Source organism: Streptomyces sp. NPDC094034, from assembly GCF_040303865.1.
Taxonomy (GTDB): domain Bacteria; phylum Actinomycetota; class Actinomycetes; order Streptomycetales; family Streptomycetaceae; genus Streptomyces.
Genome location: NZ_JBEOUD010000005.1, coordinates 110,890 through 131,386 on the forward strand (window position 1 = coordinate 110,890; position 20,497 = coordinate 131,386).

At 70.6% G+C, this 20,497-nt stretch carries 22 protein-coding genes and 1 pseudogene; 9 read left to right on the plus strand and 14 right to left on the minus strand.

The genetic code is table 11. From position 1 onward, the window contains the following. Positions 1-48: 48 nt before the first annotated feature. Positions 49-891 (plus strand): alpha/beta fold hydrolase, encoded by an 843-nt coding sequence (locus ABTZ59_RS07245; protein ID WP_351392034.1) that lies wholly within the window; start codon positions 49-51, stop codon positions 889-891. 57 nt (positions 892-948) lie between these two features. On the opposite strand, the gene ABTZ59_RS07250 is transcribed toward ABTZ59_RS07245, so the two are convergent. Continuing rightward, a complete protein-coding gene (locus tag ABTZ59_RS07250; RefSeq protein ID WP_351392037.1) occupies positions 949-1,872 on the minus strand; it encodes an NYN domain-containing protein in 924 nt (307 codons plus the stop codon). Positions 1,873-2,062: 190 nt separating this feature from the next. Between ABTZ59_RS07250 and ABTZ59_RS07255 the strand changes: the two genes are divergently transcribed. Further along, a complete protein-coding gene (locus tag ABTZ59_RS07255) occupies positions 2,063-2,215 on the plus strand; it encodes a DUF8834 family protein (protein ID WP_165840668.1) in 153 nt (50 codons plus the stop codon). Positions 2,216-2,308: 93 nt separating this feature from the next. Here the strand turns inward: ABTZ59_RS07255 and ABTZ59_RS07260 are convergent, their stop codons facing one another. The 4 genes from ABTZ59_RS07260 to ABTZ59_RS07275 form a co-directional block, all read right to left on the minus strand. Further along, positions 2,309-2,914 carry a MarC family protein gene (locus tag ABTZ59_RS07260; protein WP_351392041.1) on the minus strand — a complete coding sequence of 202 codons (606 nt, stop codon included), beginning with the start codon at positions 2,912-2,914 and terminating at the stop codon, positions 2,309-2,311. Between the two features lie 158 nt (positions 2,915-3,072). After that, positions 3,073-3,942, minus strand: coding sequence for a PHP domain-containing protein (locus ABTZ59_RS07265; protein WP_351392044.1), 870 nt, complete (start codon positions 3,940-3,942; stop codon positions 3,073-3,075). 243 nt (positions 3,943-4,185) lie between these two features. Further along, on the minus strand, positions 4,186-4,824 hold the full coding sequence (locus tag ABTZ59_RS07270) for a DUF6758 family protein (protein WP_249947939.1): 639 nt from the start codon (positions 4,822-4,824) through the stop codon (positions 4,186-4,188). 239 nt (positions 4,825-5,063) lie between these two features. Next, complete coding sequence (locus tag ABTZ59_RS07275; protein ID WP_351392048.1) at positions 5,064-5,660, minus strand: suppressor of fused domain protein; 597 nt, start codon at positions 5,658-5,660, stop codon at positions 5,064-5,066. 440 nt (positions 5,661-6,100) lie between these two features. On the opposite strand from ABTZ59_RS07275, the gene ABTZ59_RS07280 reads away from it, so the two are divergent. Together ABTZ59_RS07280 and ABTZ59_RS07285 are read left to right on the plus strand one after the other, a co-directional pair. Beyond that, a complete protein-coding gene (locus tag ABTZ59_RS07280; RefSeq protein ID WP_351392051.1) occupies positions 6,101-7,225 on the plus strand; it encodes a magnesium and cobalt transport protein CorA in 1,125 nt (374 codons plus the stop codon). 82 nt (positions 7,226-7,307) lie between these two features. After that, positions 7,308-7,856: a hypothetical protein gene (locus tag ABTZ59_RS07285; protein WP_351392054.1), complete on the plus strand. Its 549-nt coding sequence runs from the start codon at positions 7,308-7,310 to the stop codon at positions 7,854-7,856. Here ABTZ59_RS07285 and ABTZ59_RS07290 read toward each other — a convergent pair. Next, positions 7,853-8,626, minus strand: a complete 774-nt coding sequence (locus ABTZ59_RS07290; protein ID WP_351392057.1) for a hypothetical protein — start codon at positions 8,624-8,626, stop codon at positions 7,853-7,855. The two genes, ABTZ59_RS07285 and ABTZ59_RS07290, sit on opposite strands and share 4 nt — an antisense overlap. A gap of 205 nt (positions 8,627-8,831) precedes the next feature. Here ABTZ59_RS07290 and ABTZ59_RS07295 point away from each other — a divergent pair, with 205 nt between their 5' ends. From ABTZ59_RS07295 to ABTZ59_RS07305, 3 genes are read left to right on the plus strand one after another with little or no spacing between them, the layout of a single operon-like run. Then, positions 8,832-10,109, plus strand: a complete 1,278-nt coding sequence (locus ABTZ59_RS07295) for a magnesium transporter MgtE N-terminal domain-containing protein (RefSeq protein WP_249947944.1) — start codon at positions 8,832-8,834, stop codon at positions 10,107-10,109. Further along, positions 10,099-10,692, plus strand: a complete 594-nt coding sequence (locus ABTZ59_RS07300; protein WP_503002277.1) for a DUF1003 domain-containing protein — start codon at positions 10,099-10,101, stop codon at positions 10,690-10,692. Before ABTZ59_RS07295 ends, ABTZ59_RS07300 begins: the two co-directional genes overlap by 11 nt. Positions 10,693-10,750: 58 nt before the next feature. Next, positions 10,751-11,911, plus strand: a complete 1,161-nt coding sequence (locus ABTZ59_RS07305; protein ID WP_351392062.1) for an Mrp/NBP35 family ATP-binding protein — start codon at positions 10,751-10,753, stop codon at positions 11,909-11,911. Between the two features lie 184 nt (positions 11,912-12,095). On the opposite strand, the gene ABTZ59_RS07310 is transcribed toward ABTZ59_RS07305, so the two are convergent. From ABTZ59_RS07310 to sigE, 5 genes are all read right to left on the minus strand, one after another. Next, complete coding sequence (locus ABTZ59_RS07310; RefSeq protein WP_351392065.1) at positions 12,096-12,761, minus strand: hypothetical protein; 666 nt, start codon at positions 12,759-12,761, stop codon at positions 12,096-12,098. A gap of 114 nt (positions 12,762-12,875) precedes the next feature. Further along, a complete protein-coding gene (locus ABTZ59_RS07315; RefSeq protein ID WP_351392068.1) occupies positions 12,876-13,364 on the minus strand; it encodes a sec-independent translocase in 489 nt (162 codons plus the stop codon). Between the two features lie 94 nt (positions 13,365-13,458). Continuing rightward, on the minus strand, positions 13,459-15,243 hold the full coding sequence (locus ABTZ59_RS07320) for a S1C family serine protease (protein ID WP_351392071.1): 1,785 nt from the start codon (positions 15,241-15,243) through the stop codon (positions 13,459-13,461). Between the two features lie 89 nt (positions 15,244-15,332). Further along, positions 15,333-16,217: an anti-sigma factor family protein gene (locus tag ABTZ59_RS07325; protein ID WP_351392073.1), complete on the minus strand. Its 885-nt coding sequence runs from the start codon at positions 16,215-16,217 to the stop codon at positions 15,333-15,335. Continuing rightward, positions 16,214-16,972 carry an RNA polymerase sigma factor SigE gene (gene sigE / locus ABTZ59_RS07330; protein ID WP_249947951.1) on the minus strand — a complete coding sequence of 253 codons (759 nt, stop codon included), beginning with the start codon at positions 16,970-16,972 and terminating at the stop codon, positions 16,214-16,216. The genes ABTZ59_RS07325 and sigE overlap by 4 nt, the downstream gene beginning before the upstream one ends. A gap of 141 nt (positions 16,973-17,113) precedes the next feature. On the opposite strand from sigE, the pseudogene ABTZ59_RS07335 reads away from it, so the two are divergent. Then, positions 17,114-17,780: pseudogene (locus ABTZ59_RS07335) on the plus strand (O-methyltransferase). A 209-nt stretch (positions 17,781-17,989) separates the two neighbouring features. Here ABTZ59_RS07335 and ABTZ59_RS07340 read toward each other — a convergent pair. After that, positions 17,990-18,157: a DUF3117 domain-containing protein gene (locus ABTZ59_RS07340; protein ID WP_003966491.1), complete on the minus strand. Its 168-nt coding sequence runs from the start codon at positions 18,155-18,157 to the stop codon at positions 17,990-17,992. A gap of 312 nt (positions 18,158-18,469) precedes the next feature. Between ABTZ59_RS07340 and chcB the strand changes: the two genes are divergently transcribed. Beyond that, positions 18,470-19,273 carry a 2-cyclohexenylcarbonyl CoA isomerase gene (chcB, locus tag ABTZ59_RS07345; protein WP_351392078.1) on the plus strand — a complete coding sequence of 268 codons (804 nt, stop codon included), beginning with the start codon at positions 18,470-18,472 and terminating at the stop codon, positions 19,271-19,273. A gap of 72 nt (positions 19,274-19,345) precedes the next feature. On the opposite strand, the gene ABTZ59_RS07350 is transcribed toward chcB, so the two are convergent. Beyond that, positions 19,346-19,972 (minus strand): DNA-3-methyladenine glycosylase I, encoded by a 627-nt coding sequence (locus ABTZ59_RS07350; RefSeq protein WP_351392081.1) that lies wholly within the window; start codon positions 19,970-19,972, stop codon positions 19,346-19,348. Further along, entirely contained in the window at positions 19,969-20,451 is a 483-nt protein-coding gene (locus ABTZ59_RS07355) for a DivIVA domain-containing protein (protein WP_503002281.1), read from the minus strand. The genes ABTZ59_RS07350 and ABTZ59_RS07355 overlap by 4 nt, the downstream gene beginning before the upstream one ends. Between the last annotated feature and the right edge of the window lie 46 nt (positions 20,452-20,497).

A 20,497-nucleotide genomic window follows, 5' to 3' on the forward strand; every position in this document is an offset into this window, starting at 1 on the left:
GACCTACCCCACCCCCCCCCAAGGCACCGCAGGGCCTAACCTCTTCGCATGAGTCGGCCGCCCACGTTCGTCCCGCCCTCCTGTGCCCGTGCCCATACGCTCGCGACCCGTCGCGGCCCCTTCGCCACGCTCGACGCGCGGCCGGCCGGGGAGCCGCGCGGCACCGCGCTGATGCTCCCCGGCTTCACCGGGAGCAAGGAGGACTTCATCGCGCTGCTGACGCCCCTCACGGAGGCCGGCTACCGGGTCGTCTGTGTGGACGGCCGCGGCCAGTACGAGACCGGGGGCCCGGACACCGAGGACGGCTATGCGCAGAGCGAGCTGGCCGCCGACGTACTGGCGCAGACAGAGGCGGTCGGTTCGCCCGTACATCTGCTCGGGCACTCGCTCGGCGGTCTCATCGCCCGCGCCGCCGTGCTGCTCGACCCCGGCCCGTTCGTGACGCTGACGCTGCTGTCCTCCGGGCCCGCGCGGGTGTCCCCGGTCCAGCGGGAGCGCGCCGAGCTGCTGAGCGGGGCGCTCAGGGCCATGACGATGCAGCAGGTCTGGGACATCATGCGCTCGATGGATCCCCCTGAGGAGACCGCGATCGACGGGGAGGATCTGCACAGGCGCTGGCTCCTCACCCGGCCGGCCCAGCTGATCGCCACCGGCCGGCAGCTGACCGAGGAGCCGGACCGGGTGGACGAGCTGGCCGCCGTACAGCCGCTGCCCAAGCATGTGATGTCCGGCGAACGGGACGACACCTGGCCGGTGCCGCTGCTGGACGAGATGGCGCTGCGGCTCGGCGCTCGCCGGACGGTCATCGAGGGAGCCCAGCACTCACCCAACACCGACCGGCCACGGGAGACCGCCGCGGCGCTCAGGGACTTCTGGGACACCCACGGCTGACGGCCGCCACGGAAACGCCGGTCGCCGGGCCGGGCCGGTCCGGGCCGGTACCGGCTGTCAGTACCGCGCCTGCAAGTGCTGCCAGAATCCGTCCCGCAGCGACCGCCGCAGCATGGCATGGCCCCTCAGCGACCGCTGGAGCAGCTTCTCCGCCTCGATCAGCAGATCCTGGTCCACCGGGCCCGGCAGATACGGATGGCCCGGCAGCAGCTCGGACATGGCTTCCCTGCCCCGCTCCGCCAGCCATGTCGCGGCGATCTGCGCGCCGATGAACCGCACCTGGTCGCGGGAGGGCGGCGGCTCGCCCTCGTGCTCGTACGTGGTGACCGGGCGGCGGGTGACATACGGCTTGCAGAAGTCCAGGTCGAAGGTGCGCTGGCTGTCGACCTCCCACAGCAGCGGCTCGGCCTGGTTGCGCCCCTCGCCCGCCTCGATGCCCCAGAGGTGCACGCGCGCGCCGTACCCCTGGGCCGCCTCGACGGCCGAGACCAGGTCCTCGTCGCCGCCGACCAGCGCCGCGTCACTGATGGCGCGGTGCCGGGCGAGCGATTCGAGATCCGTACGGATCAGGGAGTCGACGCCCTTCTGCTGGTTGTTGGCGTTGAGGTTGCCGAGCCTGACCTTGACGTCGGGCAGTTCGGCGATGGACTGCTGCTCCGAGGTGTGGATCCGGCGCCTGGCGCCGTCGTACCAGTAGACGCGGAGCAGTCGGCTGTCCGCGAAGATGGTCCGCGCCTTGTCGATGAAGGCCTCGATGAGCCCCTCGGCGTCCAGATCGAAGGCGCGCCGGTCCTCGGTACCCGCCACAAGCAACCCGGCCGCAGCATAGACGTAACCGGCGTCGACGAAGATGGCATGTGTGGACGGAGTCTTGGCGACCTCGGCGAGCATGCGCTGGAGCAGCTCGTTGGTGCGCTCCAGACGGGCGCCGATGTCGGCGATCTCCGGGGTGATCTCCGGGTTGATCTCTGCCTCTCTCATACAGCCTCGCTCATACACCGTTCATTCTCCGCGGACGCGGCTGCACCCGCCAGTACTTAGCCACCCGAAAAATTTCTTTAGCGTAGGGAATGTTTGCAGAGGGCAAGGCGTTGCAGCCAGATGTAACCGCCGACGGCCCCGCCCGTCACCCATAGTTCTCCAGCAGGAGGATCAGACGAAGGGAGAAGCCTTGCGCTTCGAAATCATGCGACTCGACGATGTTGACGGCTCCGCTGTCGACAGCACCGTCGTGGACGCCGCCTCCGTCAATCGGATCGTGCAGCAGGCCGCCGCGATGGGCCAGCGCATCTATATCCGCCCGGCCGAATCCTCGGCCTCGTAACCCCCCATCCCTTCGCGACGCGCACGCCAGCGACCGACCGCGAACCGACGAAGCGCCCCTGTACGGATCACTCGTACGGGGGCGCTGCCGATGTCAGGCGCCCTGGATCACCTGGGTGACGCCATTGATGATCTGCTGAACGGCAATGGCCGAAAGCATCATCCCCGCCAGCCGGGTCACCAGCACCACTCCCCCGTCCTTGATGAGGCGGATGATCAGCAGCGAGTAACGCATCGTCAGCCAGAGCACCACATGCATCGCGACGATCGCCGCCCAGACCGAGAGCTGCGCCGAGACGCCGTCGGCGTGCTGTACGGCGAGGATGACGGACACGATCGCGCCGGGTCCGGCGAGCAGCGGCATGCCCAGCGGTACGAGCGCCACATTGACGTCCTTCGTCTGCTGGGGCTCGTCGGTCTTCCCGGTCAGCAGATCCAGCGCGATGAGCAGCAGGAGCAGTCCGCCGGCGATCATCAACGCCGGTATGGAGACATGCAGGTAGTCCAGGATCTGCTGGCCCAGCAGCCCGAAGACGGCGATCACACCGAAGGCGACGGCCACCGCCTGCCAGGCCATGGCGCGCTGGACCTTGACGGGCCGGCCGGAGGTGAGGGCGAGGAAGATCGGGGTGATCCCGGGAGGGTCCATGATCACGAAGAGCGTGAGGAAGAGGGAGCCGAAGACGGCGAAGTCGAACACAGTGAGACCTAGCGGGACGTAGAGACGAGGGAACAGGACGGTCGCGCACGGGCGCGACGAGGCGCGGTCGCGAACGCGCCCTCGGCATGAGGAAGCCATAGGGCAGCGGACCATTGGGCAGCGGAACGGATACGGCGTCGGTACGGGTACGGCTGGGCTTACGCGCGTCCGCCCGCGCCCGGCACCGGGAACGCGCCCGAGGCACGCCGGGTGATCTCGCCGTAGATCTCCGGGTCGGTGGTACAGGCGCCGAGCTCCACGAACTTACGGCTGCCGTGGTAGTCGCTGGATCCGGTGGTCAGCAGGCCCAGTTCGGCGGCCAGTGCGCGCAGCCGGGCCCGGGTCGGCGCGTCGTGATCCATGTGGTCGACCTCGATGCCGTCGAGACCGGCCGCGGAGAGCCGGGCGATGGCGGACTCGGGCACGACCCGGCCCCGCTTGACGGCCTGCGGATGCGCGAACACGGAGACCCCGCCGGCGGCCTTGACCAGGCGGATCGCCTCGAAGGGATCGAGCTCGTGCTTCTCCGCGTAGGCGCGTCCGCCGTCCGCGAGCCACTCCTGGGTGAAGGCGTCGGAGACGGTCTCGACGACGCCGAGTTCGACGAGGGCGGTGGCGATGTGCGGGCGGCCGAGGGAGGCGTCGCCCGCGATACGCGCCACCTGTTCCCAGGTGATCGGGACGCCCAGCTCCTGGAGTTTGCGGACCATCGTCCGCGCGCGCGGGACGCGGTCGTCCCGTACCAGCTCCCGCTCGCGCAGCAGGTCCGGTTCGTCCGGGTCGAAGAGATACGCCAGCAGATGCAGGCTGATGCCGTCGTACCGGCAGGAGAGCTCGGCGCCCGTGACGAGGGTGAGGTCCCGGTCGAGGCCCGGGAGCGCGGCGATCGCCTCGGCGTGCCCACGGGTGGTGTCGTGATCGGTCAGCGCGATGACGTCGAGCCCGCCGGCGGCGGCGTTGCGCACCAGCTCGGCCGGGGTGTCCGTACCGTCCGAGGCCGTGGAGTGGGTGTGCAGATCGATACGCACGACGCGTCACTCCGGAGGTGGGGCGCGGACAGGGGACGCTCAAAGGATAGCGGCACACCGGGAAGGCACCGGACGCGTCGCACAGGCCCTCGCAGGCCCGGACGAGCGACCCCAACCCCAAGCCCGGCCCGTCAGCCCGCCATCAGAGACCTGGCCCGAGGGACCCGGCCCGAGGACCCGGCCCGAGGGACCTCGACCGAAGACCCGGCCCGAGGACCCGGCCCGCGATGGGCGACCCGTCGGTCAGGAGAGCAGCCGGGGCGACAGGGCTCCGCAGGGCAGCAGCTCCATCTCCGCGCCCACGTCCCGCAGATCGGTCAGCACTACCTCGTCGTAGAGCAACAGCCCCGACTGCTCGGGCCAGACGATGGCCCACAGCCACAGCCCGAGCGCCTCGCCCGCGAAGACCGCCCTGTCCTCCGGGGCGTCGGCGACATGCCAGAGCGGAGTGGGCCTCCCGGCCGCGAGCAGCTTCGTCGGTGGTGGCTTGTCGACGCATATGGCCGGGCCCGGGTCCGGGCCGTCGATCCCCGCGTAGCGCGCGCCGAGCCCCACGCCCAGCTCCTCGGCGACGAGCAGCAGCTCTCCCATGCCGCCGAGCGGCCCCGGCCCTGAGCAGGCGACGGCGGTGGCGCGTCCGCCGCTGCGGTCGTCGCCCGCGTACGCGACGCCGGTGAAGAGCCAGCCGACGGGCAGCGGCCAGGGCATCCACACCGGCACCCGGGCACGGTGCACCACGACGCCAAGGGCCTCGACGCTGGGCGGTATCACGGGCTGCAGCGGGTGCACCGTGCCATGTACATCGCACTGCCAGGAGTCGGCGAAGAGGCCGGGCGCCCTGACTCGGCCACCGCACTTCGGGCAACTGGGTTCGCCCCTCATAGCGCCCCACGCTCCTCCCCGGCCGACGCCGCGTCAAGGACGATCACCCTTCCGGTCAGAGTCCGGACGCCAAGAAACAGATCCGGTCACCATTCATTAGCTTGCCTAACTTATTGGGTGCGCGCTCGGCCGGTGGCGAGCGCGGGCGACCACTTCGTCCGCTGGTTCGCCGCGGCTTCCGGACCGTTCGTACCGTTCCGCAACGGTCCGGAACGGTACGAACGGTCCGGAACAGCCGGTCAGTCCAGGGGCACGGAGGAGCGCAGCGGGTCACGCAGATCCGTGCCCCGCGCGAGCCAGCGCTCCTCAAGCTCCCGCGCGCCCCTGACCCGTTTCCACGCCGCCTCATTGGGCGTCATCGGCAGCAGCGGCAGAAACCGCACCGGCTCCAGCGGCGCGTCCAGCTCCAGATCCGCCACCAGCCCACCGGGCTCACCGACCAGTACGGAGCTGAAGGGCGCCCCCGGCCACAGCGGCTCACCGAGGTCGAGCGAACTGCCGGGCGCCACGATCACGCCCTCGACCTGCGGAGAAGCGGCCAGCACCGCCAGCGGGCGGAGCACCCGATCGGTGTCGGCGAGCCCGGCGCGCAGCGACAGCACCAGCTCGGCCCGCGGCCCCTTCACCGGGTCGGCGAGCAGCGCCGACGGATCGGCCATCGGCTGCGCCGACATCCCGAGCGTGGCGTACCGCACCACATCGGAGCCGCTCTGGGAGTCCAGGAAGCGCAGCACCTCGAAGCGGTCCGTCCCGAGGAACGTCACCGCGGCCCGCGCGTCCGGCTCACCCAGCGCCGTACGGAGCCGGGCCTCGACCTGATCAAGAATTTCTCCCATCCGGCGAGCATAGGTCGCGTAAGGATTGGGCAAGGGACGGAGTTGGCCCCCAGTCTGCTGATAGTCTTGGCCGCTGGTCGGGACAGCACACGCGGAAAGCGTTGGTCTCTTGTCCCGACGACACGTCATCCCCCACGGGGGACCGACCGGAGGAGGTGGGGCTGCGGTGGATCGAAGTCACCCGGCCAGTACCAGCCGCTCTTCCGTACGGACCTCTCGTCCGGTGATCTGACGCCCCGTCCCCCGGGCCCACGGCATCGCGCACGACGGAAGAGCACGTCTCTCAGTACCTGAGCAGTACCTGAGTTCTCTCCCTCTGTCTGTAGCGAACGCCGTCACCGCGACCCCGCGGTGCCGCCCGCTTTGCGGACGTATGCGTCACGTCCCCATTCCGGGCTGCGCCACGCCTCGCCGACGGCCTCTCCGTGAAGGAGCCCGCCATGTCGATGATCCGTGACCTGCGCGCAGCCGTCCGTCCGGCCCTGCGCAAGACCAAGCCCGCGTACAGCAAGTACGACACGTACGACGCCACCCGTGACCCCTCCGCGTCGAGCGCGGTGGTCGACTGCGCGGTCTACCGCGACGGCCGACGGGTCACCGAGAACCCCTGTGTCACCCCGCACGAGGCGATGCTGCGGGTGCGCGACGGCGGCGGCTTCGCCTGGATCGGCCTGCACGAGCCGACCGAGGAGGAATTCGCCGGTATCGCGGCCGAGTTCGGGCTGCACCCGCTGGCGGTGGAGGACGCCGTGCACGCGCACCAGCGGCCCAAGCTGGAGCGGTACGACGACACCCTGTTCACCGTGTTCAAGACCATCCACTACGTCGAGCACGCCGAGCTGACCGCGACCAGCGAGGTGGTCGACACCGGCGAGGTCATGTGCTTCACCGGCCGGGACTTCGTGATCACCGTCCGGCACGGCGGCCAGGGCTCGCTGCGCGCGCTGCGCCACCGGCTGGAGGGCGACGCCGAACTCCTCACCAAAGGGCCCTCGGCCGTGCTGCACTCCATCGCCGACCATGTCGTCGACGGCTATGTCGCGGTCGCGGCGGCCGTCCAGGACGACATCGACGAGGTCGAGATCGATGTGTTCTCGGCGCCGACGAAGGGCAGTCCGCGCGGCTCGGACGCCGGGCGGATCTACCAGCTCAAGCGCGAGGTGCTGGAGTTCAAGCGGGCCGTGTCCCCGCTGCTGCGGCCGATGGAGCTGCTCAGCGAGCGGCCGATGCGGCTGGTCGACCCGGACATCCAGAAGTACTTCCGCGATGTCGCCGACCATCTGGCCCGGGTGCATGAGCAGGTCACCGGCTTCGACGAGCTGCTGAACTCGATCCTCCAGGCGAATCTGGCGCAGGCGACGGTCGCGCAGAACGAGGACATGCGCAAGATCACGTCCTGGGCGGCGATCATCGCCGTACCGACGGCCGTGTGCGGTGTCTACGGCATGAACTTCGACCACATGCCGGAGCTGGGGTGGAAGTACGGCTATCCCATGGTGCTCGCCGCGATCGCCACCATCTGTGTGACGATCCACCGCACCCTCAAGCGGAACGGCTGGCTCTAGTCCCTGGCTCTAGTCTCTGGCTCTAGTCTTCTGAGTCAGGAGAGACCGGCCGCCCTCCCCGGCGGCTGGATAGGCTGCGGGCATGACAGATCCAGACCTCGGGCACGGCCCCGGGCCCGACCTCGGCCAGGTCCTCGTCGAAGAGGCCACCAAGAAGTCGGGCCTCATCTGGGTGCGCGGCTCGGGCCCCGACCGCGCGCTGTGGCACGTATGGCACGAGGGCGCGGCGCTGCTGGTCGGGGACGGCCCCGGGGAGCAGCCACTGCCGGGGCTCGTGGACGGCTCCGCCGCCGAGGTGACCGTACGCAGCAAGGACAAGGGCGGCCGGCTCGTCGCCTGGACGGCGGCCGTCGCGGAGCTGGCGCCGCACTCGGAGGGCTGGGAGACGGCCGTCGCCGAGCTCAAGGGCAAGCGGCTGAACGCGCCCGACGCCGAGGTGATGACGGAGCGCTGGGCGCGCGAGTGCCGGGTGCTGCGGCTGACACCGCGGGCCGCGACCACCGACCTGCCGGACTCCTCGCTGGCGGCGGCGCCGCTGCCGACCGCGGCGACGACCCGTCGGCCGCTGCCCGCCCCGCTCGGCCGCCTGCTGCTCAAGCGCGACAAGGGCCGTGGCAAGGACAGGACCTAGTCGCTGGTGGCCGGGAGGCGGCTGCCGTAGTCGAGGGTCTCGCCCTTGGCCGGCGGCGTCAGTTCGAAGTCGCGGCCCCAGTCGCCGAGCGAGAGCGTCCCCGCGCCGCCCGCACGCACCAGTTGCAGCGGGTAGGGGGTGCCCTCCAGCGAGACGTCCAGCGTCCCGCCGTCGCCCTCACTGCCATTGATCTTGATGGTCCGCACACCGCCGATGCGGTCGCGGGCGCCCTTGTTCAGCTTGCCGTGCAGCGTCAGTATCCCGGCGAGCAGCACCTTCATGTCGGTGAAGCCGCTCAGCTGCTTGTACGAGGGGTCGTCCTCCGGGACCTTCACATACTTGTCCTGGAGCTTGTCGGCGGCCTCGGCGTCCGAACTGCTCGGCTTGGTGGTCTCCTTGCCGTCCTCGCCGCCCGCGTGGCTCCAGAAACCGGCGTCGGCCTTCAGGAAAAGCGCGTCCTCGATGCGCAGCAACTGGAAGGTGCTGTTCTTCGAGGTGACGGTGCCGGTTCCGCCGTTCGTCTTGAGCCGCATATTGAGCTTGAAGGTCTCCCCCTGGGTCACCAGCGTGCCGGAGAGCCTGACCGCGCCGGCGGCGTTCGCCGACGTCCGCGCCTTTCTCTCGATCTCGGTGGCGGAGAGCTTGCCGACCCCGTTCGTGCCCTCGTCCGGGTCTTCACCGCATGCCGTGAGAACCGCGGCCAGCCCCACGCAGAACGCGACGGGGAGAGCGACCCGGCGGGCACGGCCGGACGACAGGAGAACGGACACAGACGCACTGCCTCTCAAACGCGGCTGGGGGTGGCAGACCGCAGCGTACCCGGGCCGGAGGCACGCCTCGACAGGGAGCCGCACCGTCGTCGGAGGAAGGCCGTACGGACGGATCCGTCAGGGCATAGGGCAGCGGTACGGGCTAGCCTGAACCCGTTATCCCGCCGGGCAGAAGGACAACCGAGGGTGAAGGAGGCGCTGGGAAATGGCGGCAGGCGCCCCCCGGATCTTCGTCTCGCACATCGCCGGTGTGGCCGTCTTCGATCCGGCCGGCGACCAGGTGGGCCGGGTCCGCGATCTCGTCGCGATGCTGCGGGTCGGCGGCCGTCCGCCCCGGCTGCTCGGGCTGGTCGTCGAAGTACTCAGCCGGCGCCGGATCTTTCTGCCCATGACCCGGGTGACGGGCGTCGAGTCGGGCCAGGTGATCAGCACGGGCGTGCTCAACATGCGCCGATTCGAGCAGCGGCCCACCGAGCGCCTCGTACTCGGCGAACTGCTCGACCGCCGGGTGCGGCTCGTGGAGAGCGGCGAGGAGGTGATGGTCCTCGATGTCGCCATCCGTCAGCTGCCGGCCCGCCGCGACTGGGAGATCGACAAGGTCTTCGTACGGCGTGGCAGGAAGGGCGGCGCCCTGCGGCGGCGGGGGGAGACCCTGACCGTCGACTGGTCCGCGGTCACGGGCTTCTCGCTGGAGGAGGAGGGCCAGGGCGCGGAGAATCTGGTCGCCACCTTCGAACGGCTGCGCCCGGTCGAAGTCGCCAATGTGCTGCACCATCTGACGCCGAAGCGACGGGGCGAGGTGGCCGTCGCCCTCGATGACGACCGGCTCGCCGATGTGATGGAGGAGCTGCCCGAGGACGACCAGGTGGAGATCCTCGGCAAGCTCAAGGAGGAGCGCGCGGCCGATGTCCTGGAGGCGATGGATCCGGACGACGCGGCCGACCTTCTCTCCGAACTGCCCGAGAGCGACAAGGAGCGGCTGCTCACGCTGATGCGGCCGGACGACGCCGCCGATGTGCGGCGGCTGATGTCGTACGAGGAGCGCACGGCGGGCGGTTTGATGACGACCGACCCGATCGTGCTGCGGCCCGACGCGACGGTGGCGGACGCGCTGGCGCGGGTACGGCTCCCGGACCTCTCCCCCGCGCTCGCGGCGCAGGTCTATGTCTGCCGGCCGCCGGACGAGACGCCGACCGGCAAGTATCTGGGCACGGTGCACTTCCAGCGGCTGCTGCGGGATCCGCCGTACACGCTGGTCAGCTCGATCGTCGACAGCGATCTGCCGCCGCTCGCGCCCGACACCACGCTGCCCGCGATCACCAGCCATCTCGCCGCGTACAACATGGTCTCGGCGCCGGTGGTGGACGAGGGCGGATCGCTGCTCGGCGCCGTGACCGTCGATGACGTACTCGACCACCTGCTGCCCGACGACTGGCGGGAGACCGGTTACCACGGGCTGGACGGGGCGGCCCGTGGTGAATGAGCGGCCCGACAGGGAGGCAGGCCGGGAGCGCGCGCGGACCGGCTCCGGGGCCGGGTCGACCGCGCTGCTGCGAGGTGGCCGGATCAGACTCGACCAGCCGGCCCCGCCGCGGCGCAGACTGCTGCCCGAGTACGATCCCGAGGCTTTCGGGGTGCTTTCGGAGCGTATCGCCCGCTTCTTGGGGACGGGGCGCTTCATCGTCTGGATGACGCTGATCATCATCGTCTGGCTGGTCTGGAACGTCACGGCCCCGCGCGAACTGCGCTTCGACCCCTACCCGTTCATCTTTCTGACGCTGATGCTCTCCCTCCAGGCCTCGTACGCCGCGCCGCTGATCCTGCTGGCGCAGAACCGCCAGGACGACCGGGACCGGGTCACACAGGAGCAGGAGCGCAAGCAGAACGAGCGCTCGATCGCGGACACCGAATATCTGACGCGCGAGATCGCGGCGCTGCGGATCGGTCTGGGCGAGGTCGCCACCCGCGACTGGATCCGGTCGGAGCTCCAGGATCTGGTACGGGACATGACCGAGCAGCGCCCACCGCCCCCGGCGGAAGCCGGGCGCGAGGAAACCGACCGCTGACGGGTTTTCCTGAGCCGGTGTTTTCCTGAGCCGGTACGGATCGCCGTACCATCTCGGTATGGCTACCGACACGTACGGAACCGCCGCTCCCGCGGAAGAAGCGGTGCGCGAAGCGCTTGCGACGGTGAACGACCCCGAGATCCATCGGCCGATCACCGACCTGGGCATGGTCAAATCGGTGGATATCGGTGCGGACGGCGCGGTGGCCGTCACGGTCTATCTGACGGTGTCCGGCTGCCCGATGCGCGACACGATCACCCGCAGCGTGACCGAAGCGGTCGCCCGGGTCGCGGGTGTCACGCGCGTGGACGTCACGCTGGACGTGATGGGCGACGAGCAGCGGCGCGAGCTGGCGGCCTCCCTGCGCGGCGGCACCGCCGAGCGCGAGGTGCCGTTCGCCCAGCCGGGGTCCCTGACCCGGGTGTACGCGGTGGCGTCGGGCAAGGGCGGGGTCGGCAAGTCCTCGGTGACGGTCAACCTGGCCGCCGCGATGGCGGCCGACGGGCTGAAGGTCGGTGTGGTCGACGCGGACATCTACGGGCACAGCGTGCCGCGGATGCTCGGCGCCGACGGCAAGCCCACCCAGGTCGAGAACATGATCATGCCGCCGTCGGCGAACGGGGTGAAGGTGATCTCCATCGGGATGTTCACCCCGGGCAACACGCCGGTCGTCTGGCGCGGCCCGATGCTGCACCGCGCGCTCCAGCAGTTCCTCTCGGACGTCTACTGGGGCGATCTGGATGTGCTGCTGCTCGACCTGCCGCCGGGGACCGGCGATATCGCCATCTCCGTGGCGCAGCTCGTGCCGAACGCCGAGATCCTGGTGGTCACCACCCCGCAGCAGGCCGCGGCCGAGGTCGCCGAGCGGGCCGGTTCCATCGCCGTACAGACCCATCAGAAGATCGTCGGTGTGGTCGAGAACATGTCGGGTCTGCCGTGCCCGCACTGCGACGAGATGATCGACGTCTTCGGCACCGGCGGCGGCAAGCTGGTCGCCGAGGGGCTGACGAGGACGACCGGCGCCGAGGTGCCGGTGCTCGGGGCGATCCCGATCGATGTACGGCTGCGGGAGGGCGGCGACGAGGGCAAGCCCATCGTGCTCTCCGACCCCGACTCGCCGGCCGCCGCCGCGCTGCGCGGGATCGCCGGCAAGCTGGGCAGCCGGCAGCGCGGCCTGTCGGGCATGTCGCTGGGGATCACCCCGCGCAACAAGTTCTGAGCCGGGCCTGACTGCTCGTCGGCTCGCCGCTCCACCGCTCAACCGCTCAACGGGTAAGGGGCGGCCGCCTGTCGCGGCCGCCCCTTAGCTGTTCCGTCGTCCTCCGTCGTCCTCCGTCGTCCTCCGTCGTCCCGTTCAGACGTCGTTCCCGGGGGTTCGGTGGCTTCCAGGGCCTCTAGGGCCTCTAGGGCGCGTACGTCCTGATGTCCTCGATCACCGAGAAGCCGAGGCCATAGGGGCTCATCCCGCGCCCGTACGCCCCGAGATGCACCCCGCGGCGCGTCGACCCGGCCAGCACCCAGCCGAACTCGGACTCGCGGTAGTGGAACGGCGTCGGCTCCGCGTCGACCGGCAGCGAGAGCGCCGTCCACTCCGGCCCGTCCAGATCGTCGGCCAGCTCGAACGCCGCCTCCGTCTGCTGATCCAGCCAGTTGTCACGCAGCGCGTGGTCCAGCTGCGGGGGCCAGGTGAAGGCCAGCAGCCCCGAACCGGCCAGCCAGGCCGCGGAGGAGGCCGTGGTGGCGTCCAGGTGGCCCGTGCCGTCACCGGTGCGCCGTTCGGGGCTCGTGGCCACCGTCACGACCACCGCGAAGCGTTCCCTGGCGGCGGCCGGAGCCTCCGGTCTTATCGACGGCTCTTCACCATGGCCCGTGGCGCCGTGCCGTACCGCTCCGTCCGCCGTCGCGCCGACCTGCATGAGCCAGCGCGGGCCCTTGAAGGCACCGTCCAGTCCGTACCAGGGGAAAGGCGCCCGCAGATAGCCTTCGACCGTACGCAGGGCGGCTGGCACCCCTCCGGCCTTGGCTGAGCCGGCCGCGTCCCGCGTACCTGCCCGACTCGTCGTCTCCATCTGCCGGCGCCTCCTCGATCGTGAGCGTCCGGAGCGGCCCGCCGCCGACGGGCGCCTCACTGCCGGACAGATGGAGGATAGCCACCAGGTCCCGACTCATCGGGTTAGTCATACTCAGGTGGCGTCTGCGTCGAAGGGCGGACGCGCGGGCTGAGCGGGCTTCTCGGGCTTCTTGAGCAGGTCGGGGATGGTGGAGGAGCCCTTAGCGGACGACCCGATCGCAGCGGAGCCATTCGTGGAGACCGGCGTCGCGGGGACATCCGCGTCGGACGCGCTCTCATGACCGTTCACCGCGTCCGCGACCTCGTTCATCTCCTTGCGGAGGTCGAAGCTGCTGCGGATCTCGTTCAGTCCCAGATCGTCGTTGTCCATCAACTGCTTACGGACGAACGTCTTGGGGTTGAGGTCCTCGAATTCGAAGTCCTTGAACTCCGGGCCGAGCTCGGAGCGGATGTCTTCCTTGGCACTCTCGGAGAACTCGCGGACCTTTCTTATGAAACCGGAGACGTCCTGAATGACCTTGGGCAGCTTCTCGGGTCCGAAGACGATCACGGCGAGAACCGCGAGCGCGATCACCTCAAGGGCGCCAATGTCATTGAACACGTGCTGCTCCTCGGGGTGGATCGAAGGTTGGGCGAGGTCCGGGCCGCTCCACGGTACCTGCCGGAACTGTCCGGGCGGTACCTTCTGGTGGCCGTCAGGTGCCGCCCGCGGAGCCGAGAGTCAACTTCATGGTCCGCTCTTTACCTCCGCGGGTCAGCGTCAGCTCCAGCTGGTCGCCTGGGCGGTGGGCGCGGATCTTGATGATCAGCTCCTCGCCGCTGTGCACCCGCCGGCCGTTCACTTCCGTGATGACGTCCCCCGGCTTGATGCCGGCCTTGGCCCCGGGGCCGCCCGCGGTCACCGCGGGACCCCCGTCGGCGTCCTCGTCACCGACCCGGGCGCCGTCGCCCGCATACTCCATGTCGAGGCTGACGCCGATCACGGGGTGCGTGGCCTTCCCCGTGTTGATCAGTTCCTCGGCGACGCGCTTGCCCTGGTTGATCGGTATCGCGAAGCCGAGGCCGATGGAGCCCGACTGGCCGCCGGTGAGGCCGGTGCCGCTGTCCGCGGCGCGGATCGCGCTGTTGATGCCGATGACCCGGGCCCGGGTGTCCACCAGCGGCCCTCCGGAGTTGCCGGGGTTGATCGGGGCGTCGGTCTGGAGCGCGTCCACATAGCTGATGTCGCTGCCGTCGCCCTTCTCACCGCCCGCGGTGATGGGGCGTTGCTTCGCGCTGATGATCCCGGAGGTCACGGTGTTGGACAGATCGAAGGGGGCGCCGATGGCCACGACCGGATCGCCGACCTGGACACTGTCGGAGTTGCCCAGCGGGAGCGGCTTGAGCCCGGATACGCCGGTGACCTTGACGACGGCGAGGTCGTAGCCGGTGTCCTTGCCGATGAGCTCGGCCCTGGCGGTCTGGCCGCCGCTGAACGTGACCGATATCTCGCCGGAGGAGCCGGCCGGATCGACGACATGGTTGTTCGTCAGGATGTGGCCCTGCCGGTCGAGGACGAAGCCCGTGCCGGTGCCCTGCTCGTCGCTGCCGCTGACGTGCAGGGTGACGACGCTGGGCAGTGCACTGGCGGCGATGCCCGCGACGCTGTCGGGGGCGCGGCCGCCGGCCTCCGCGTCGGCCTGCGGGAGTTCGACGGCGGTGAAACCGCCGTTGCGTTCGATGTACGCGCCGACCGCGCCACCGAGAACACAGGCGGCGAGGGCCAGCGCCCCGGCGGCGACGAGCCCGGCCCGCCGGCCGCGCCGCTTGCGCGGCTCGCCGTACTGGGTCAGGGGCTGCTGCCCGGGCGCGTTCCAGGGGTCGTACCGCAGCCACTGCGACGCCTCGGGCAGGCCGGGCGCCTGGCCATGTGCCTGGGAGGGCGGGGGCAGAGGGGACGGCGGGGCCAGGGGCTGATGTCCCGGCTGGTGGTGCGGCGGCTGGTGCGACTGCCGCGGCTGCGCGTGTGGCTGCTGCGGGATATGGACCCCCGGCGGCATCTGGTGCGCGGGCGGCGGCATCGGCGTGCCGTGGGCCGGGGTGGGGCGCTGTACGGGCGGAGCGAGCGCCCAGGGGCCGGGGCCGCCGTAGGGCGGCGTGCTGTACGCGTCGGGCTCGTGCAGCGGCTGCGGACGCCCCTGAGGCACCGGAGCGGCGTCAAAGGGCGCCGAAGGCGGGTCGACGGGCGCCGGAGCCGAGTCAGCGGTCACGGGGGCCGCGTCGACGGGCACCGGAGGCACATCGGCGGGCGCGGGTGTCGTGTCGGCGGGCGCGGGGGCCGGGGCGGCCGCCCCTGACGGTTCGTCAGCGACGGGGGGAAGCTGCGCCGTCACCTCGTCACTCCGCGCCGGCGGCACCCCGGGCCCCTGCGGTATCGCGCCCTCCGCGGAGGGACGGCTCCACCACTTCGCCTTGGGTCCGGTCGGCTTCCCGTCGTCCATGCTCTCCCCGCAACCGCTGTTCCACGCCCGTGACGGGCACCCCTGCCAAGGATTCAATCAGGTTTACGGATTTTCGCGCAGGGGGCCGCTCAGCGCCGGGCGGAAAGCGGTGCGCCGGGCAGTGTCGGCGCGGCCATCTGAGTCGGGTTGGGCGTGGCCGTGGGGCTGATCCCGGACGCCTCGTCGATCTGGAAAGCCGAGCCCGTGGGCTGGATCAGCAGCGCCGGTACCGGACCGGCCAGGGCGCCCGGCGAGTACGGCCGCTCGGAGAGCGTCTGCGTCTGGAACACACCGGGAGGGGCCGCGGGGGTCGGACGCTCGGCGGACCGCGACAGCGCTCCGCCGCCGCTCTGACGCCGGGAGGACTCACCGCCCACAGCGGCGGGGCCCGAAGTGCCGGGGGCCCGCATGGGTGTCACATTGTTGCCCGCGCCCCGGGGCAGGGCATCGGCGGCCGTGCCGAGCGGCATCGTCCCGCCGAGGGCCATCGCGGCGAACGACACCGCGCTGGCGGCGGCGAAGGCGAACCGCTTGCCGCGCCATGGCGACCGCTCGGCCTCCTGGCGTCCGACCTCATGGATCCGGAAGCCGGAGCCGCTGGGCAGTACCGCGGCATGCGCGCCCGCCGGGACATAACCGAAGCCATCGGTGCGGACGCCGAAAACGCCCTCACCAAAGCGCCCCCCGTCGAAGAGCCCCTTTCCGTTGTCGTCATCACCGCCTCCGGAGCCGGGAAGGCCGCCCGGCAGTCCCTGGAGTCTGGCGAGCAGCCCGGCGGAGGGCGGCGGCGGAGCGGACTGGGCGAACACACTCTTCAGCCGGCGCTGGGCATCGGCCTCCGCCTTGCACTTGGCGCAGGTGGCGAGATGGGCCAGCACGCGTTCACGCGCGTCATGGTCCAGTTCTCCGTCCACCAAGGCGGCGAGTCTGTCCCCCAAGTGCTGCTCGGCGGGGGTGGGGCTGGTGCCACTCACGCCGCTCCGCCCTCCCCGGCCACACTCACGAAGGCGCGCTGCTCGGCCCTGGCCTCGGGGGAACGGTGCTGAAGAGCCTTGCGCAGATGCGAACGCCCGCGGTGGATCCGGCTGCGTACGGTGCCGAGCTTGACACCGAGTGTGGCCGCGATCTCCTCGTACGAAAGCCCCTCGATGTCACAGAGCACCACGGCGGCCCGGAATTCGGGCGCGAGGGTGTCCAGCGCCTGCTGGACATCCGCGTCGAAGTGCGTGTCGTGAAAGACCTGCTGCGGCGACGGCTCACGGCTGGGCAGCCGCTCCGCCGCGTCGTCACCGAGCGCGTCGAACCGGATCCGCTGCTTGCGCCGGACCATGTCGAGGAAGAGGTTGGTGGTGATGCGGTGCAGCCAGCCCTCGAAGGTGCCGGGGGTGTAGGTCGACAGCGAGCGGAAGACCCGGACGAAGACCTCTTGGGTCAGGTCCTCGGCGTCGTGCTGATTGCCCGTGAGGCGGTAGGCGAGGCGGTAGACACGTCCGCTGTGCGTGCTGACGATCTCCTCCCAGCTGGGAGGCGTCCACGCCTGCGATTCCGCATCCGATGCGAAGGTCGCGGTAACTGCGGAGTCGGTGGAGCGAGAACGGTCAGCGATGTTGGTCACGGATTTCGGCTTGCCGGCCGACCTGAGAAAGCGCGTCAGCACTCCTCCCCGATCCACAGGCTCAGCCGCACCTCCCCTATCGGCTCTGGTGGTGTCCAGTGGAGCCCCTACCATAGCCACTCCGCCCGTTAGCTCCGGATAAGAATCTTTACGTGAAATTAGGCCCGGTCGCAGGTCTTGATCCAGGTGTTCCCCGCTTCTTCTTAACGCCCGGTCCCATCTGCGGGTTCCCGGGCGCAGCGGATACAGTCACCGTTGCGCCGCCAACGGGGACAAGGAGAGGGTCATTACCGCCAACCGGCAGACGAGCTGGGCGTTCGCCGACGCCTTTGTCGCCGAGGACGAGGCACTGCTCTGGGCCCGGGACCGGGCCCGGGAGGCAGGGCTCCGCTCGGTGTCACCAGGCACCGGCGCCGCGCTGCGTCTGCTCGCTGCCACTCTGGACGCGAAGGCGGTCGCCGAGATCGGCACCGGTACCGGCGTCTCGGGTACGTATCTGCTCCAGGGCATGCGGCCGGACGGCGTCCTGACCACGGTCGACACGGAGCCCGAGCGCCAGCAGTTCGCCCGGCAGGCCTTCCGGGCCGCGGGCTTCGCCGGCAATCGCGCGCGGTTCATCCCCGGCGGTGCCCTGGATGTGCTGCCCCGGCTCGCGGACGGCGGTTACGACCTCGTCTTCTGCGACGGTGACCGGCTGGAGTGCCTCGACTATCTCGCTGAATCGTTGCGGCTGCTGCGCCCCGGCGGCCTGGTCTGTTTCGAGGGCGTCTTCGCGGGCGGCAGGACGGTGGACTCGGCGGCCCAGCCCGCGGAGGTGCTGAGGCTGCGGGAGCTGCTGCGGACCGTACGGGAGAGCCAGGAGCTCCAGTCGACGCTGCTGCCGGTGGGCGACGGCCTGCTCTGCGCGATGCGCCGCGGCTGAGCCCGGGATACGCGGGCTCCCCGGACTGACGGCGGGGGCGGGATCAACAGGACGCCCCGCCGAAGGGGCCACCGTAGAGCACAAGACAGAACGGGCCGCCGGAACTCGGACCGAACAGGACTCTGCCCCGGCACGGACATATCCGTACCGGGGCAGAGTGATGTCTGTCCAGAGGTGACCGAACACCCCGGAGACTGTGAGCGCTCCGCTCAGCCGACGACCTTCTTCAGAGCGTCGCCGAGCGCATCCGCCTCGTCCGGAGTCAGCTCGACCACAAGCCGACCGCCGCCTTCGAGCGGAACGCGCATGACGATGCCCCGCCCCTCCTTGGTCACCTCGAGCGGGCCGTCGCCCGTTCGCGGCTTCATGGCCGCCATGCTCGTTCCCCTTCCTGAAACCAGCTCATCGCAGCCGGCGGCCCCATGACAGGCGCTGTGTCACCGGCATCGAACACATTGCTTCCAGCCCATTATCCCGCATGGCGGGACCCGATGACCAACATCGGACGGCATCGCTTGCGCAACGCGCTCTCGCAAAACCCCTCAATTCGGCGATCCGCCTGCGATACTTCGCCGCCGTGCGCTCCACCGGGGCACGACTTTCTTAGACGCAGGTCACATGCCCGGCGCCGGCGATCTCCGCCATGCTGGGGCCGGACAGGACTGCCCGAGCCGCGAAGGGGACCGATCATGGCCGACACCGTGCTGTACGAGGTGCGCGACGGACTCGCAACGATCACGATCAACCGGCCCGAGGCCATGAACGCGATGAACGTCGCCGCCAAGGTCGCGCTCCGGGACGCGCTGCTGGCCTCCGCCGCCGACCCGGAGGTGCGCAGTGTGCTGCTGACCGCCGCGGGCGACCGGGCGTTCTGCGTCGGGCAGGACCTCAAGGAGCACACCGCGCTGCTCGAAGCGGACCGGGCCGCGGGCACCGGCGACACGATGAGCACCGTACGCGAGCACTACAACCCGATCCTGCGGGCGATCACGGACATGCCCAAGCCGGTGGTGGCGGGCGTCAACGGGGTCGCGGCCGGCGCGGGCCTCGGGTTCGTCCTCGCCGCGGACTACCGGATCGTGGCGGACACGGCCGCGTTCAACACGTCCTTCGCGGGGGTCGCGCTGACCGCGGACTCCGGGGTCTCGTGGACCCTGCCGCGGCTGGTGGGCCGGAGCCGGGCGACGGATCTGCTGCTCTTCCCGCGCTCGGTGCCGGCCACCGAGGCGCGGGAATGGGGTCTGGTGCACCGCCTGGTGCCGGCCGCCGAGCTGGCGGCCGAGTCCGCCGCCGTGGCCCGCGCCCTGGCCTCGGGGCCGACGCTCGCCTACGCGGCGATCAAGGAGTCCCTGGCGTACGGAGCGGCCCACTCGCTGGCCGAGACGCTGGAGAAGGAGGACGAACTCCAGTCCAGGGCGGGCGCCTCGGAGGACCACACCATCGCCGTGCGCGCGTTCCTGGCCAAGGAGAAGCCGCGGTACGTGGGCCGCTAGGTCCTGTCCGGTCGATCTTCGCGGGCCCGCGAAGACCTGGAGAGCGGGGCGCCGGGGACCGTCCGGCCCTTGTCAGCCCCGCGTCGCATCCGCGCGCGGGGCGGTACCGGCGCGCGGGACGCTCTCCCGTACGAAGCAGCCCGCCAGGTGATCGTTCACCAGACCGCACGCCTGCATCAGGGCATAGGCGGTCGTGGGGCCGACAAAGCGGATGCCGGCCTTCTTGAGTGCCTTGGCGAGCGCCGTGGACTCGTCGGTGACCGCCGGTACGTCGGCGCTCGCGAGGGGGGCCGGGCGCTTCGCCGCGTCCGGTGCGTACGACCAGATCAGCGTGTCCAGCTCGCCCGCGGGCCAGTCGGCGAGGACGCGCGCGTTGGCCAGCGTGGCATCGATCTTGGCGCGGTTGCGGATGATGCCCGGGTCGACGAGCAGCCGCTCCCTGTCCGCGTCGGTGAACTCCGCCACCGACGCGATCTTGAACGAGTCGAAGGCGCCGCGAAAGCCCTCGCGCCTGCGCAGGATCGTGATCCAGGACAGCCCGGACTGGAACGCCTCCAGACTCAGTCGCTCGAACAGGGCGTCGTCGCCATGGACCGGGCGGCCCCACTCGGAGTCGTGATACGCGACGTAGTCCTCCGTCGACATGCCCCAGGGGCAGCGCGGCTTCCCGTCGGGGCCCGTCACCACGTCGCCGGTCATCGGTCGGTGTCCTCCCCGGGCTTGCCGAAGAGATCTCCGGGCTTGTCGAAGAGATCTCCCGGCTTGTCGAAGAGGTCTCCCGGCTTGTCGAAGAGGTCTCCGGGCTTCTTGAAGAGATCGGGCGAGGAGACGGCGGTGGCCTGGACCCCGGCCAGCGCCGACTCCAGCTCCGCGATCCGCGCGTCCCGCTCCGCCAGCTCCGCGCCGAGCCGGCCGAGCACCTCGTCCACCTCCGCCATGCGGTAGCCGCGCACCCCGACCGGCAGTCGCAGTGCCTCGACATCGGCGCGGCCGACCGGGCGGGTCAGCGGCAGGGGATCCACCAGCCGTTCGGGAGCGGCCTCCGGCAAAAGCGCGCGGTCGCCGCCGCCGACGACCGCGAGCGTGACCGCGGCGACGACCACGACCATCGCGATGAGCAAGAACAAGAACACGAGCTTCTCCCCGGGCAGGAAAACGTCCGGTGCCGATCGTGCCATGCCCCACTGACAGCCGGGGCCGTCCGCGCTCCGGGTCAGCAGGAGG

Excerpts from the sequence above, each read along its gene's own strand:
- ABTZ59_RS07245 (WP_351392034.1), top strand. The coding sequence starts at position 49 with ATGAGTCGGCCGCCCACGTTCGTCCCGCCCTCCTGTGCCCGTGCCCAT.
- ABTZ59_RS07250 (WP_351392037.1), bottom strand. The coding sequence starts at position 1,872 with ATGAGAGAGGCAGAGATCAACCCGGAGATCACCCCGGAGATCGCCGAC.
- ABTZ59_RS07270 (WP_249947939.1), bottom strand. The coding sequence starts at position 4,824 with ATGAGGGGCGAACCCAGTTGCCCGAAGTGCGGTGGCCGAGTCAGGGCG.
- ABTZ59_RS07275 (WP_351392048.1), bottom strand. The coding sequence starts at position 5,660 with ATGGGAGAAATTCTTGATCAGGTCGAGGCCCGGCTCCGTACGGCGCTG.
- ABTZ59_RS07280 (WP_351392051.1), top strand. The coding sequence starts at position 6,101 with ATGTCGATGATCCGTGACCTGCGCGCAGCCGTCCGTCCGGCCCTGCGC.
- ABTZ59_RS07285 (WP_351392054.1), top strand. The coding sequence starts at position 7,308 with ATGACAGATCCAGACCTCGGGCACGGCCCCGGGCCCGACCTCGGCCAG.
- ABTZ59_RS07295 (WP_249947944.1), top strand. The coding sequence starts at position 8,832 with ATGGCGGCAGGCGCCCCCCGGATCTTCGTCTCGCACATCGCCGGTGTG.
- ABTZ59_RS07305 (WP_351392062.1), top strand. The coding sequence starts at position 10,751 with ATGGCTACCGACACGTACGGAACCGCCGCTCCCGCGGAAGAAGCGGTG.
- ABTZ59_RS07310 (WP_351392065.1), bottom strand. The coding sequence starts at position 12,761 with ATGGAGACGACGAGTCGGGCAGGTACGCGGGACGCGGCCGGCTCAGCC.
- ABTZ59_RS07320 (WP_351392071.1), bottom strand. The coding sequence starts at position 15,243 with ATGGACGACGGGAAGCCGACCGGACCCAAGGCGAAGTGGTGGAGCCGT.
- sigE (WP_249947951.1), bottom strand. The coding sequence starts at position 16,972 with ATGGTAGGGGCTCCACTGGACACCACCAGAGCCGATAGGGGAGGTGCG.
- ABTZ59_RS07340 (WP_003966491.1), bottom strand. The coding sequence starts at position 18,157 with ATGGCGGCCATGAAGCCGCGAACGGGCGACGGCCCGCTCGAGGTGACC.
- chcB (WP_351392078.1), top strand. The coding sequence starts at position 18,470 with ATGGCCGACACCGTGCTGTACGAGGTGCGCGACGGACTCGCAACGATC.
- ABTZ59_RS07350 (WP_351392081.1), bottom strand. The coding sequence starts at position 19,972 with ATGACCGGCGACGTGGTGACGGGCCCCGACGGGAAGCCGCGCTGCCCC.
- ABTZ59_RS07355 (WP_503002281.1), bottom strand. The coding sequence starts at position 20,451 with ATGGCACGATCGGCACCGGACGTTTTCCTGCCCGGGGAGAAGCTCGTG.